Source organism: Paenibacillus castaneae, assembly GCF_002884445.1.
Taxonomy (GTDB): domain Bacteria; phylum Bacillota; class Bacilli; order Paenibacillales; family Paenibacillaceae; genus Pristimantibacillus; species Pristimantibacillus castaneae.
The window spans coordinates 486,524-501,227 of sequence record NZ_KZ614144.1 but is presented as its reverse complement, the minus strand read 5'-3'; the positions used below and the strand labels follow the sequence as shown (position 1 = coordinate 501,227).

Annotated in this window: 12 protein-coding genes and 1 pseudogene; 7 read left to right on the top strand and 6 right to left on the bottom strand. The window is 47.0% G+C overall.

Annotation, left to right across the window (positions count from 1 at the left end; genetic code table 11):
* Positions 1-10: 10 nt before the first annotated feature.
* The 6 genes from CEF13_RS02130 to CEF13_RS02105 all read right to left on the bottom strand — a co-directional run bounded on the left by CEF13_RS02130 (position 11) and on the right by CEF13_RS02105 (position 7,049).
* A complete protein-coding gene (locus CEF13_RS02130) occupies positions 11-1,270 on the bottom strand; it encodes a Glu/Leu/Phe/Val family dehydrogenase (RefSeq protein WP_102709204.1) in 1,260 nt (419 codons plus the stop codon).
* A gap of 941 nt (positions 1,271-2,211) precedes the next feature.
* The gene (locus CEF13_RS02125) at positions 2,212-3,135 is read right to left on the bottom strand and encodes a DMT family transporter (protein WP_102709203.1); all 924 of its coding nucleotides are present in this window, start codon (positions 3,133-3,135) and stop codon (positions 2,212-2,214) included.
* A 97-nt stretch (positions 3,136-3,232) separates the two neighbouring features.
* Positions 3,233-4,306, bottom strand: a complete 1,074-nt coding sequence (locus CEF13_RS02120; RefSeq protein WP_102709202.1) for an ABC transporter substrate-binding protein — start codon at positions 4,304-4,306, stop codon at positions 3,233-3,235.
* Complete coding sequence (locus tag CEF13_RS02115) at positions 4,303-5,148, bottom strand: ABC transporter permease (protein ID WP_102709201.1); 846 nt, start codon at positions 5,146-5,148, stop codon at positions 4,303-4,305. Before CEF13_RS02115 ends, CEF13_RS02120 begins: the two co-directional genes overlap by 4 nt.
* Complete coding sequence (locus CEF13_RS02110; protein WP_102709200.1) at positions 5,132-5,950, bottom strand: ABC transporter permease; 819 nt, start codon at positions 5,948-5,950, stop codon at positions 5,132-5,134. The genes CEF13_RS02115 and CEF13_RS02110 overlap by 17 nt, the downstream gene beginning before the upstream one ends.
* Entirely contained in the window at positions 5,940-7,049 is a 1,110-nt protein-coding gene (locus CEF13_RS02105; RefSeq protein WP_102709199.1) for an ABC transporter ATP-binding protein, read from the bottom strand. The genes CEF13_RS02110 and CEF13_RS02105 overlap by 11 nt, the downstream gene beginning before the upstream one ends.
* Positions 7,050-7,260: 211 nt before the next feature.
* Between CEF13_RS02105 and CEF13_RS02100 the strand changes: the two genes are divergently transcribed.
* The 7 genes and pseudogenes from CEF13_RS02100 (at position 7,261) to CEF13_RS02070 (ending at position 14,434) form a co-directional block, all read left to right on the top strand.
* Positions 7,261-8,703: a PTS mannitol transporter subunit IIBC gene (locus CEF13_RS02100; protein WP_102709198.1), complete on the top strand. Its 1,443-nt coding sequence runs from the start codon at positions 7,261-7,263 to the stop codon at positions 8,701-8,703.
* A gap of 70 nt (positions 8,704-8,773) precedes the next feature.
* Positions 8,774-8,905: pseudogene (locus tag CEF13_RS29615) on the top strand (HTH domain-containing protein); the annotation flags it as partial.
* A gap of 81 nt (positions 8,906-8,986) precedes the next feature.
* Positions 8,987-10,831, top strand: coding sequence for a BglG family transcription antiterminator (locus tag CEF13_RS02090; protein WP_102709197.1), 1,845 nt, complete (start codon positions 8,987-8,989; stop codon positions 10,829-10,831).
* Positions 10,831-11,268 carry a PTS mannitol transporter subunit IIA gene (locus CEF13_RS02085; protein WP_102709196.1) on the top strand — a complete coding sequence of 146 codons (438 nt, stop codon included), beginning with the start codon at positions 10,831-10,833 and terminating at the stop codon, positions 11,266-11,268. Before CEF13_RS02090 ends, CEF13_RS02085 begins: the two co-directional genes overlap by 1 nt.
* Positions 11,265-12,440, top strand: coding sequence for a mannitol-1-phosphate 5-dehydrogenase (locus CEF13_RS02080; RefSeq protein WP_102709195.1), 1,176 nt, complete (start codon positions 11,265-11,267; stop codon positions 12,438-12,440). The genes CEF13_RS02085 and CEF13_RS02080 overlap by 4 nt, the downstream gene beginning before the upstream one ends.
* Before the next feature lie 7 nt (positions 12,441-12,447).
* The gene (ptsP, locus tag CEF13_RS02075) at positions 12,448-14,181 is read left to right on the top strand and encodes a phosphoenolpyruvate--protein phosphotransferase (protein ID WP_102709194.1); all 1,734 of its coding nucleotides are present in this window, start codon (positions 12,448-12,450) and stop codon (positions 14,179-14,181) included.
* A complete protein-coding gene (locus CEF13_RS02070) occupies positions 14,174-14,434 on the top strand; it encodes an HPr family phosphocarrier protein (RefSeq protein ID WP_102709193.1) in 261 nt (86 codons plus the stop codon). Before ptsP ends, CEF13_RS02070 begins: the two co-directional genes overlap by 8 nt.
* Positions 14,435-14,704 lie beyond the last annotated feature (270 nt).

The following is a 14,704-nucleotide window of genomic DNA, read 5'->3' as shown; positions in this document are numbered from 1 at the left end:
AAAAAATAGTTTAGATCCAGCCTCTTGCTTCCATCGCTGCTGCAATACGTTTAATCGAAATCATGTATGCCGCTGTGCGAAGGTCTGTATGATGCTCTTCTGCCAAATCACGAACAGCAACATAGGAAAGGATCATGTTTGTTTCAAGCTTCTCAAGCACTTCAGCCTCGCTCCAGTAGTAGTTCGCAAGGTTTTGTACCCATTCGAAGTAAGAAACAGTAACACCGCCGGCATTAGCCAAAACGTCAGGAATAACAACAATGCCTTTGCTTGCAAGAACGCGGTCCGCTTCCGGTGTTGTAGGACCGTTAGCCGCTTCTGCAACGATTTTCGCTTTGATGTTATCTGCGTTAACAGCAGTAATTACGTTCTCAAGCGCTGCTGGTACAAGAATATCAACATCAAGCTCAAGCAATGCTTCATTTGAAATTGCGTATTTTTCACCATATTCGCTAATTGACGATGTATCTTTTAGCATGCTTACTTTCTCAATATCTAATCCATTAGGATCATAAAGTCCGCCTTTGGAATCGCTGACTGCAACGATTTTGCAGCCTGCTTCGCTTAGTAGGCGCGCTGCAATTCTTCCTGCGTTACCAAATCCTTGTACAGCTGCTGTTGCGTTCTGAACAGGCAGGTTTTTATCCTTCAAAGCTGCAAGAATCGTATAAACACAGCCCTGAGCTGTCGCTTCATTACGACCTTTCGATCCGCCGATAATAAGCGGTTTACCTGTAATAACACCAGGGGAATTAACACCTTTCAGCTTGCTGTAAGTGTCCATCATCCAACCCATAATTTGCGGAGTTGTGTACACATCTGGTGCTGGGATATCTTTGTCCGGGCCAACGAAATCAGCAATAGCTTCCATGAAGCCACGGCTAACACGCTCAAGCTCGCCTTTACTAAGAAGATGCGGATCGCAAACAACGCCGCCTTTACCGCCGCCATATGGCAAGCCAACTACGCCGCATTTGAAGCTCATCCACATGGATAGCGCCTTAACTTCATCAAGTGTTACATCAGGGTGAAAACGAATGCCGCCCTTAGTCGGACCAATTGCATCGTTGTGTTGGGCGCGATAGCCTTCGAACACACGGATAGAGCCGTCATCCATACGAACGGAGAAGTTAACTGATAGCACACGTCTAGGTTGCTTCAGAATTTCGGTCACATGTAAAGGCAAATTTAAATGCGCTGCTGCTGTGTCAATTTGTTGCTGAGCAATTTTGTACGGATTTAACGTCTCTTGGACCACACTAACTGTCATTTCGATTCATTCCTTCATTATAGATTCCGACTCCGTTAAGATATAAAAATCATACCAACTTCTCTTTTATAAAAGCCGCTTTAATGATTTTAACTGTTTCAAAACAATTTTAAAAGATTTTTTTCGATTAAAAATGCAAAAATTCCTCTTTTTTATCTATTGTCATAATGAATTTCAACCTATGATAGTTTTCATAACATACATGTGTTTTTATTAATTCAGTTATTTTTAGACATTTAACCTCTGTCATTCTAGTAAAATATCGAAAAACGTAAATTATCCACATTACACCTTATGTCAGGTTGGTTGATGTCACATATTTGACAAGTTTGCATTTCGAAGCTCCATCATACATATTCGGCCGAATTACCAAGCATCTTATGAACGGTTAAACTCTCACAATAGGATATTTTTCATGTACCACCTCATTTCATGGAATAGAGTAAAATTCGTCGTTTTTTAAATTTTCTGAATATTGATTCGCTTAAAAAGTGATCTTCGTCGAACGCTTATCCTCTGACTAAAACGCCCGAGATTACAAGCTTTAGAACATCATGAATACAGGAAAGCAGCCTTGGATCGAAATAGCTTTGAGATAGCTCAAACTGCAGAGTATGGAAATGGATTGTGGAACGAAGATGAATAACACGGCTTCTGTCACTAACGCTTTTATATCCCATACCCATATTATCACGAAAAGCGCTGCCTCATTCATTAATAAAACCGTACCACTTTAGAAAAGTGTACGCAAGGCATGGCGTAATTGTGATGGGATTTGACATAAAAATGAGAGAATAACCCCAGAAGTATTGCTACGACTGGGTTTATCCCCTCAACTCTATGCAAGCGCTTTATTTCTAGTCTCGAAATGTGAAAATATTTTTGCACAAACGCTTACAAAACGATAGGAATAAGTCAACTATCCGTAAGAAAGCTCACATTTATACGGTTTTATTACTGATCGCTATCGGCGCTGGACGTTTGCGTTCGATGCTGATCCATATAAGCCCCGCAGCCATACAGGCAGCTCCGCACATTTGAAGAAGCGCAATTTTCTCATCAAACATAAAGTAGCCTGCAATAACGGCCGCAGCTGGAACGGCGTAGCGGAAGAAATTAGAGCGTGTCGCCCCTACTCTGAACATACATGTATTCCATACGACAAAAGCTAGCACGGTGCAAATAAGCACGTTATACCCAATAGAAAGATATTGTCCTGCTTGCAGAGCGGACCAGTCCGTCTGGCTCCATCCGCCGATCGTAAGCGGAAGCATAAATAATAATCCGAACGTGATCGTCCATGTGCTTACTCGCAGCGCGGAATATTGCTTCATAAGCGACATCGAGCTAAGATTGAACAGAGCGCCTATAATGCTTACACCGAACGCCATCGCATTGCCCAGCATATTGTCGGAGGTTAGACTGAAGCCTTCGCTTCCTCCTAATATTACGAGGCTAACGCCTACTAACGATATGGCTCCCCCTACTATCAGTCTAAGGGTGATGGACTCGCGCATGAACAGCGGCGCAAACAACGCGGCGAAGATCGGCCACGGCGCTACGTTCAGCAGTGAAGCGTTTGCCAAAGTCGTAAATTTAATCGAATACATCACAGTAATTTCAAGTACAGTGATCCCGAGAAGACCGATCAATGCCAGCCTTGGCACGATTCGCCACGGAATTCCAACACTGCCCTCTGTCCATTTTAGAATGAGAAAAAAGAACGGAATAGCTATGCCGAATCTGAGAACAGAAAACACAATAGGGTTAAACGATTCCATCGCCAGGCGCGATATGCCAAAGTTAGCGCCCCATATAACAGCAACAAGTACAAGTCCAACGTAATTCAACCATTTGTTATTCATTCATCTACGCTCCATCTATGCAAGTTATGCCGCATGTCTAATAAAAGCCCCACTCATCATATCATGAGTAGGGCTCAATGTAATCGCTCTTTTTAGGTCATTTCTTGTGCATTTTAAACTCGAGGAACAGCTCGTTGTAATGGGCTAGCATTTTTTTGCCTAGATTGTTGTAAACCTCCAGCTTAGAGGTCAGCTCTTCATCTGGATAAAAGCGCTCATCCGTCGAAATGTCTTCTGGAAGCAGCTCAAGCGCCGCCTTATTAGGTGTGGAATAGCCCACATATTCAGCATTTTGTGCCGCAACCTCAGGGTCGAGCATGAAGTTGATGAATTGATGCGCTCCCTCAATGTTGCGAGCCGTCTTCGGAATGACCATATTATCGAACCAGAGATTGGAGCCTTCCTCCGGCACTATATAATCAAGCTTGTCGTTCTGATCCATAATTTCGGATGCATCGCCGGACCAGACAAGGCCGACAGCCGCCTCCTCATTCGCCAGCAGCAGCTTAATCTCATCGCCTACAATAGCTTTTACATTCGGCGTCAGAAGCTGCAGCTTAGCTTTAGCTTCCTGCAAATGAGCCTCATTCGTATCGTTAAGCGAGTAATGCAGGCTGTTCAATCCCATCCCGATAACCTCGCGCGCTCCATCCACCAGCAGGATTTGATTGCGAAGACTTTCATCCCATAGATCATCCCAGCTGGTGAATGTCAGATCGCCAACAAGCTCAGGATTAAATACGATGCCGACCGTTCCCCAGAAGTACGGGATGGAATAGGCATTATCCTGATCAAACGATAAGTTCATAAAGCGTGGATCAATGTATTTCAAATTCGGAAGCTTGGAATGATCCAGCTCAAGCAGCAGGTTTTCCTCTTTCATTTTGCTGATGGCATACTCCGAAGGAATGCTTACATCGAAGGTTGTTCCGCCTTGAGCGATCTTCGTCATCATCGCTTCATTGGAATCAAACGTTTGGTAAATGACTTTAATGCCCGTCTCCTTCTCGAATCGGCTCAGCAGATCCGGATCGATATAATCTCCCCAGTTGTAAATAGTTAGTGTATTGTTTCCGCTGTATCCAGCGCTTGAATTCAAGTAAGACGTCAGATAGAGGAGGCCAAATGACGCGACAAACACGATGACGAACATGCGTACAAGCTGATTCATTTGGTGCCCTCCTCTAGTGAGTTAATCTGTGATGCATCCTGGACATTCGTACGCTTGGATGATGGCTTCATATTACGCTGGTTGACGAAGTAATAGCCGATGACCAGCAGAATAGTAAATAAGAAAATAAGCGTGGATAATGCGTTAATCGACAGCGACACCCCTTGGCGTGCACGGGAGTAGATTTCTACAGAAAGCGTCGAATAACCGTTGCCCGTAACGAAAAAGGTAACCGCAAAATCATCAAGGGAATACGTCAGCGCCATGAAGAAGCCTGCGAATATGCCCGGCTTAATGAATGGCAGCACAACCCTCGTCAGCACCTGCCATGAGCTTGCGCCAAGATCCCGCGCGGCATCCAGTAGCGTGGAGCTCATTTCCCCAAGCTTCGGCAGCACCATAATAACGACGATCGGAACGCTGAACGCGATATGTGACAGCAGCACCGAGAAGAAGCCCAGCTTGATGCCAATTAAAGTGAACAAGATGAGAAACGATGCTCCGATAATGACGTCAGGACTGACGATCAGTACATTATTCAACGTCAGCAGCGTCTGCTTCGGACGGTTCGTTCTGACGAGATGAATCGCAATCGCACCCATGACTCCTAATATTGTCGAGATTGCAGAAGACAGCAGCGCAATGACGAATGTATTCAAAACAATGATAAGTAAACGAGTATCCTCGAATACTTCTTTATAGTAATCCAGCGTAAAGCTTTCGAAATTGCGCATGGCTCCGCCGCTGTTGAAGGAATAAAACATCAAATAGAAGATCGGCGCGTAAAGTATGGCAAATACGGCGATCAGATAAAGATTGGACCATTTATTTTTTCTGTGCATCGGTTAAACCTCGCTTTCGATTCCCGGTCAGCAGCATCATTAAGCCCATCGCTATAATGAGGAAAACGGCAATCGTCGCGCCCATGCCCCAGTCCTGGGTGACGAGGAAATGCTGCTCAATCGCCGTACCGAGCGTGATAACCCGGTTGCCGGCAATCAGCCTTGTAATCATGAACAGCGACAGCGCTGGAATGAAAACGGCCATACAGCCCGACTTCACACCGCTAATCGTAAGAGGGAATATAACACGGCGGAACGTTGTCCATGCCGATGCCCCTAGATCGCGTGCCGCATAGACAAGCGAAGGATTCATCTCTTCAAGCGCATTAAAGATCGGCAGCACCATGAACGGGATGAAGATATAGACCGATACGAAAATAAAGCTGAAATCGGTAAATAATATTTGCTGCTTGCCAATGCCCAGCAGCTCCAGCACAGCATTTGCTAAGCCATATGTTCCAAATAGCCCGATGAAGGCGTACGCTTTCAGGAGCAGATTTATCCAGCTTGGCAGTATGACGAGCAGCAGCCACAGCTGTTTATGCTTCGTCCTTGTTAAAAGATAGGCCGTCGGATAGGCTACAAGCAAAGAGATTGCAGTGATTAGGAAGGCATACCAGAATGAGCTGACGGTCATCCGCAAATACACCGGCGTAAAAAATTTAGCATAATTACTAAGCGTAAGATTTCCTTCCACATCAAAGAGCGAATAATATACGATCAACAGGATCGGCGCAACGACGAACAGAACAATCCACAACAGGTAGGGAACGAGGTATATGCTGCGTGCTTTATTGGTCATCGGCAGCCTCGCTGTATGCTTCCAGACGCTTGTCGAATTCTTCTTCCGTCTCGTCAAGCCTCATGACATGTATGGCCTCCGGATCAAAGGTCAGCCCAATTTGCTCGCCTACTGTCGCCTTGCGCGTAGAATGAACCAGCCACTCATTGCCAGACTGATCATAGCCGCAAATCTCGTAATGCACACCGCGGAACAGCTGCGAATCTACTTTTACCTGAAGCTTGCCGTTCTCTGATGATGTAATTTCAAGATCCTCAGGCCGGATGACGATGTCTACAGGTTCATTGGGGTGCAGCCCTTGGTCCACGCACTCAAACGTGCGGCCAGCAAATTCCACCTCGAAATCACGCGCCATTCTACCCGGCACAATGTTCGATTCTCCAATAAAGTCAGCGACAAAACGATTGATCGGCTCGTCATATATATCCGTTGGCGTACCGCTCTGCTGGATTTTACCTTCATTAATAACAAAAATTTCATCGGACATGGCTAGCGCTTCCTCTTGGTCATGGGTGACGAAGATAAACGTAATGCCAAGCCGGCGCTGCAGCTCGCGCAGCTCATACTGCATTTCTGTACGCAGCTTTAGATCCAGTGCTGAAAGAGGTTCGTCCAGCAGTATTATTTCCGGCTCGTTCACAATCGCTCTTGCAATCGCTACCCGTTGGCGCTGGCCGCCCGACATTTCTGTAATTTCTCGTGTTTCATAGCCGTGCAGGTTAACGAAACGCAGAGCTTCCTTCACCTTCGCTGTAACCTCAGCATTCTTCAGCTTTCTAATGCGCAGGCCAAAGGCGACATTCTCGAATACGTTCAGGTGGGGAAACAGCGCGTAATCCTGAAACACTGTGTTTACTTGACGCTCGTTGGCAGGTACAAGGTTGATCACTTTACCATTAAAATATATATTTCCTTCCGATGGCTCGGTAAAACCGGCAATCAGCCTTAATATCGTCGTTTTGCCGCAGCCTGAAGGACCAAGCAGCGTGTAGAACTTGCCGCGCTCGATCGTAAAGCTAACATCCTTTAATATTGCATTTTCATTATCGTTATATTGCTTCGTCACATGCTCGAAGCGTATGATCGTTTGATCTGGCATATCCTAAGCCCCTTTACTAATAGAAGAAACAATAGTGATTATACAGCATCCCCCGAAATTGGCAATAGTAAAAGAAAAATGATGGCAACAACAATGATGACGTAATCTGCTTTTCAAATCATTGAAAATGAAAGCGCTAAACACTACGATTATATTAGGTTCTGGTGGTTATCCTATACACACCAGTAAATTACAATATGGAGGTTGAAGCATGAGTAAAATGGCAACTGAAACACCATTATCAGGCGGCATTAAAGTGTCCGTTCAACGATTTGGTCGTTTTTTAAGCGGCATGGTTATGCCGAATATTGGCGCTTTTATTGCATGGGGCCTCATAACAGCTCTGTTTATACCGACAGGCTGGATTCCGAATGAGAGCCTAGCAACGCTTGTTGGACCGATGATTACGTATTTGCTCCCTATTCTTATCGGTTATACAGGCGGTCAAATGATTCACGGCGTGCGAGGCGGCGTAGTCGGCGCGATCGTTACACTTGGCGTTATCGCAGGAGCGGACATACCGATGTTCCTCGGAGCGATGATTGTCGGCCCGTTCGGGGCATGGGTATTGAAGAAATTCGATAACTCCATTGAAGGAAAAATTCCTTCCGGCTTCGAAATGCTTATTAACAACTTCTCTTCCGGCATCATCGGCGGCGGGCTAGCGCTGATTGCATTCAAGGGAATCGGACCCGTTGTTGAAGCACTCAGTAAGGTGCTTGCTTCCGGCGTTGAATGGCTGATCAACACTGGCTTACTGCCTCTGGCAAACATATTGATTGAGCCAGCCAAGGTGTTGTTCCTCAATAATGCCATTAACCATGGCATACTGGGACCGCTCGCGCTGGATCAGGCATCACAAGCCGGTAAATCCATTATTTACATGCTGGAATCCAATCCCGGTCCAGGTCTTGGCATTCTGCTTGCTTACTGGCTGTTCGGCAAAGGAATGGTTAAAAATTCCGCGCCAGGCGCTGCCATCATTCATTTCTTCGGTGGTATTCATGAAATCTATTTCCCTTACATCCTCATGAATCCGCGTTTAATTTTAGCAGCAATCGCCGGTGGCGTTTCCGGTACATTCACCTTCTCCATCTTCGGAGCAGGTCTTGTAGCAGCTCCTTCGCCGGGCAGTATTATCGCTTACTTCACAATGACGCCAAAAGGCGGTTACCTGGCAATGCTTAGCGGTGTGGCGGTCGCCACAATTGTTTCATTCCTCGTCTCAGCCGTGCTGCTTAAAACCAGCAAGCAGAAAGAGGATGCCGATAACGAGCTTGAGCTTGCGGCACAGAAAATGCAGCAAATGAAAGCTGAATCGAAAGGAAATGCTGCTTCGCCAGCTCCTTCGCAAACAGAGCAAACGCAGCTGTCGAAAGAGCAAGTGAAGAAGATCGTATTCTCCTGCGATGCAGGCATGGGTTCAAGTGCAATGGGAGCTTCCATATTGCGTAAAAAAGTTAATGCAGCTAAGCTGCCGATTACCGTCATCAATACCGCAATCAGCGATATCCCGGGTGACGCAGATATCGTGATCACCCATAAAACACTTACCGATCGGGCACGGCAAAAGGCGCCAAGCGCTGAGCATATTTCGATCGAAAATTTCCTTAAAAGTCCAGAGTATGATTTGCTCGTTCAAAGACTAAGTTAATGACACTATACTTAACGCTGACAGATATCTGTCGGCGTTAAGTCCATTCTTCTGCTAAGGAGGATAGCCTATCAAAGCCTCAACTAGGCAACGTCGAATTATTGAGCTGCTGCTTGAGCAGGAGCATGAAATAACCGCAGCGGACATTGCTGCTTTTGTTGGAACGAGCACAAGAACGATCCATCGCGAGCTGAGCGATATCGAACCACTGCTAGCCGCAAACGGCATTCTGCTTCATAAGATTTCGGGACTTGGCATCAAAATCGAAGCGGATGACGAAGCTTTGGAGCGTTTCAAACAATCCTTCGATCGTTCCAGATCCTTCGAATATACGGCAGATGAACGGAAGATCATCGCTCTCAGCAGACTGCTTCAGCATGACGAGCCGATCAAGCTGTTCACGCTCGCTCATGAGCTGCGCGTTACGATGCCAACGATCAGCCATGACCTTGATGAGCTTGAGGAAACGCTTGTTAAGCAAGGCTTGAACCTTGTTCGAAGAAGAGGATACGGCATCGAAATTAACGGTCCAGAAGAAGCAAAACGTCACTATATCAGCTTGCTTGCGCTCAATCATCTAGATGATTCCGATTTATTCGGGCAATTCAAAAATATGGCGGTTACGAATCCGGCAACGGCGCAACTGCTTGGCATGATCGGCAAAGAAAACTTCAAGATGCTGGAACAGGCTTTATGGGAACTGAATGATGATTGGCCAAATATCTTATCCGAATCCGACTACACCAGAATGCTTATTAAGCTGTCCGTTGCGTTAACCCGCATTGAGCAGGGCAATATGGTGTCAGCTTCCGATTATAACAAAGGCGATGAAATACCTTTATTGAAGGAACTGCTGGATGTTCTTGGCATACAGCTTCTAATAGAAGAAAGACGGTACCTTTCTCAATTGCTCGATAACGAAGCATTTCCTGAAAGCAGCCTCCTGATCCATCATGACGATATGCCAACCATCGAAGGTGTCAGGCAGCTCATCCATTATGTTGAGAAGCAGCTTCGCATGTCGCTTATGGAGGACCGTTCATTGGAGGAAGGCCTCATTCAGCATATAAAACCAGCCTTCCAACGGATTAAGGAAGGCTTAGCGATACGAAATCCGATGCTTGGGCCTATCAAAAAGGATTACGGTCCCTTGTTTTCAATTGTGCGAAACGGTGTACAAGAAATATACCATTCATTAAAAGTGCCTGATGAGGAAATCGGTTATCTCGTCATGCATTTCGGGGCTTCCTTGGAGCGATTACAGCCCTTTCCAAGAAAAATAAGAGCTGTCCTTGTCTGTACGAGCGGTATCGGTTCATCCAAGCTCCTTGCTGTCAAAATTGCCAAGGAGCTGCCGCAAATTGACTTGATTGGTCACTATTCATGGTACGAAGCAACGAGACTTCCGCCTAGCCGATATGATTTGATTATTTCAACGGTTGAATTGCCGTTAGACCCGGACCGCTATATCAAGTTAAGTCCCATGCTTACGCCTGAAGAAACAAATAAGCTGCGCGCTTATATCGAGGGAACAACTTTAAAGAAAGTTATTCCAGCCACTACGACAGAAACAGAAGTATCCGGGCAATCTCCAATGGAACGTTTATTGCAGCTGCAGCACTACTCTGGCGTTGTCTTGCGTTTGCTTGACGGCTTCCGCGTTCATGATTTAAAGCTCATGCAGAATCAGGAACGACTAGAGAATCAGCTGCCAAGCATGCTTTCCTTATTGAGCAAGCCCTATATCGATTCCAATCGCGAGAAAATAACCGAGCTTCTACTGGCAAGAGAGCAGCAAGGCAGTGTTATCATTCCCGACACTCAGCTAGCTTTGATTCATACGCGATGCGAATGGATCGAAGAGCCTCTGCTCGCCTTATACCGATACGACAGGCCTCTTCTGCTTAGCGAGGATGGAGAAGATCAAGCCATGCAGCTGCTAATGATGCTTGGTCCCTTGAAGCTTGACTCTTACAGCCTAGAGCTGCTCAGCGAAATAAGCGCAATGCTGCTGCTGCCTGACCTGCTTGCTTTACTGGCGCACGGTCATGCGGCAAGCATCAAGCTATTCATTTCCCAAAAGCTGGAGCATTATATAAAAACCAAACTGGATTGGAGAGAATCATAATGACTATTCTATCTAAAGAGAAAATAAAACTAAACGTAAACGTAACAGACAAATACGAAGCAATCCGCATGGTCGGACAGATGCTTGTGGACGCAGGTCACGCTCCGCAGGAATATATCGAAAAAATGATCGAACGCGAGGATGCTCTTTCCACCTACATCGGCGGAGGCCTGGCTATGCCTCACGGAACTAATGATTCCAAAGCGCTTATTCGCTCGACAGGCATGGCCATTATGATCGTGCCAGCTGGCGTAGATTTCGGCGGCGAGGAGCCCGCCCAGCTCATTATCGGTTTAGCGGCGGTCGGTGACGATCACCTCGATATATTGACGAACGTAGCCATGCTCGTATCAGAGGATGATGACATGCAGCGCATATTGAACGCTTCCTCAGAGGAAGAGCTTATTTCCATCTTTCAATCGGGGATGGAATCATGAAGGCCGTTCACTTCGGAGCTGGCAACATAGGCAGAGGCTTTATCGGACTGCTGCTGCATAATGCGGGCTATGAGGTATGCTTCGTTGATGTAAACGATGTGCTCGTTTCTCAATTGCAAACGAAACGAGAATACGCCGTGAAGCTTGCTAACGAACAAGCGGATACGTACCTCGTCGATCATGTTACAGCTATTGATGGCAAAGATATTGCACTCGTCGCGGAGACGATTGCAGAAGCTGATATTGTCACGACCGCTGTAGGGGTATCCGTACTCAAGCACATTGCTGCGGCAGTCGCCAAGGGCATTGAGCTCAGACTCGCCAAAGGCAAGGCCGTACTCCCTATTATCGCCTGCGAGAACGCACTTGGCGGCAGTACAATATTGAAACAATTCGTCTATGAGCATTTGCCAGTAGAAGCGCAGGCACAGGCCGATCTGCACATCGTATTCCCCGACGCAGCCGTGGATCGTATCGTTCCGCTGCAACAGCATGCGGACCCTCTTCAAGTTACAGTTGAGCCATTCTATGAATGGACCGTGGAGCGCTCCCCCCTGCTCGCTTCCTTAGAAGAAATTGAGGGAATACATTATGTCGACCAGCTGGAGCCTTATATCGAACGCAAGCTGTTTACCGTCAATACCGGTCATTGCGTTGCCGCTTATCACGGTTATCTGAAAGGGTACGATACCATTCAGGAGGCCATGAAGGACCCTGCAATTGTAGCTGAGGTACGAGGCGCTTTGCTTGAGTCGGGAGCTGCACTTATTCAAACGTATCAGTTCGACGAGAAGGAGCACAGACTCTACGTTGAACAAATATTAGAACGCTTCATCAACCCTTACTTGGTGGATGAGATTGTACGAATCGGCCGCTCGCCAATTCGCAAGCTATCTCCGAATGATCGCCTTGTGAGACCGGCATTATTAGCTTATCAACTCGGCATACCCGTTACTCATTTGACGACTGCTATGGCAGCCGCTTTGCTCTTCAATAACATCGATGATCCCGAGGCCGCCGAGCTCCAAGCTTCTATCCAGGAGCAAGGCCTTGATCGTACGGTAACAAAATATACTGGTTTAGATGAGCAGCATCCGCTGCATATTCAAGTAGCAGCTCAATACCAAGAGCTGCAGCAATCGAATAGATCAGACAACAAGGGAAAGGAATGAGGAAATGATGACACAAGCATGGAAAGGTATTGCGGCTTCTCCGGGAATCGCTATCGCTCGTGCGTTTCATCTCGCATCTGAGCGATTCATTCCTACACAGCAAACGATTCAAGACAGTGCGTCGGAGGTAGAACGGTTTCGTCAAGCGGTTGCGGTGTCCCGAGAGGAAGTCGAGGCGATTCGCGCCTCGGCGGAGGAACGGCTAGGTGCCGATAAAGCCGAGATATTCGAAGGCCATTTGATGATACTTGAGGATCCCGATCTCATTGAAGCGATCGAAGAGAAAATAGCCGACGAGGCTGTTAACGCCGAGTTTGCTCTTCACGAGGTATCGCAATCGTTTATCGAGCTGCTGCAGTCGATGTCCGATGAGCTGCTGCGAGGCCGTGCTATTGATATCGAGGATGTCTCCGGACGCATGATGAGTCATTTGCGCGGCGTTCCGCACATGGACCTAGCTAATCTCTCGGAGGAATGTATAATCGTAGCACGCGATTTGACGCCTTCAGATACTGCTCAGCTTAATCTAGAGGTCGTTCGCGGCTTTATCACAGAAGTAGGCAGCCGCACTTCTCATTCCGCCATTATGGCACGGTCACTGGAAATACCCGCAATTGTAGGTGCCGGTTCAGCAGTTAATGAGATTCCCGAATTTTCCACCATCATTATGGATGCGAATCAAGGTGTTATTCTTGTTAATCCATCGTCTGAAGAGCTCGAGAGCTATCAAGACAAGAAACAGAAGGACGACGTGCGCCGGACGGAATTGAAAGGGCTGAGGGATCAGCCAACCCTGTCCAAGGATGGCAAGCAGGTGGAATTAGCAGCCAATATCGGAAGTCTAGAGGATATTGCGCGGGCAATCGACAACGGCGCTGAGGGAATCGGTCTTTTCCGGACCGAATTTTTATATATGGGACGCAGCTCCCTTCCTACCGAAGAGGAGCAGTTCACCAGTTACAAATATGCGCTTGAGAAAATGAATCCGAAGCCTGTCGTCATCCGCACGCTTGATATTGGCGGCGACAAGGAGCTTCCCTATATGGAGCTGCCGAAGGAAAGCAACCCTTTTCTCGGCCAGCGTGCATTACGGCTCTGCCTGGATAGGCAGGAGCTGTTCCGCACACAGCTTCGAGCGCTGCTTCGCGCAAGCCGTTACGGTAATTTAAAAATTATGTTTCCGATGATTGCTGTATTAGAAGAGCTGCTCGAAGCTAAGAAGCTTCTGGAGGAAGAGAAACAGAAGCTAATTGCCGAGGGCGTTCAGCTTGCCGAGCACATTGAGGTCGGTATGATGGTTGAAATTCCAGCAGCGGCAGTCGCTGCAGACCTATTTGCACCGGAGGTTGATTTCTTCAGCATCGGAACAAATGACTTGATTCAATATACAATGGCTGCAGACCGCATGAACGAAACGGTATCCTATCTTTATCAGCCTTGGCACCCATCCTTGCTGCGCCTGATTCGCCTTGTTATTCAAGCGGCGGAGAAGGAAGGCAAATGGGTTGGCATGTGCGGCGAGATGGCTGGAGACCATACCGCGATACCGCTGCTTCTCGGACTTGGCCTGCATGAATTCAGCATGAGCTCAGGCGCCATTCTGCAAGCAAGAGAACTGATCGGACAGCTTGACCGCTCCGAATGGTCCGATTACGCGAACCAAGCTTTAACAATGCGCAGTACACAGGAAATTACACAGTTTGTAGAACACACAAGAAACGGAGTGACACAACATGATTAGCAAAACCTTCACTATTCTGAATCCAACAGGCTTCCACGTGCGCCCAACCAAAACATTCGTCCAAACCGCAGGTACCTTTCCATGTAAGGTGAGCGTTATTAATAAAGGGAAAAAGGTGAACGGCAAAAGCTCCCTAAGCATGCTTACGCTGGGCATTGCAGTGAACGAGGAAGTAACACTGGAGATTGACGGCGAGCAAGAAGAGCAGGCGCTTGAGGCTCTAGGACAGCTTTTGACAGAGATCCACGAATAGCATTAGGCTATCATTCCATATGAGTTGTATTGTACCTCAGGCATACTCTAGCTCGCTTAAAGTGATCTGACAACTCCAAAAAGGCAGTTCAATCCTCACTAGAGGATTGGCTGCTTTTGCTTTATCAGATGAGGCGGGGCCATCTAATTAACGGACATGGGAGCCGTTATATGATGCGATTACCCCTATTTCGGAATGCTTGCGGACACCAGAAGCGTTATTTGCCCGTAATATATTGAAATTGACCCATACGGAGGGGAATAGCGTATC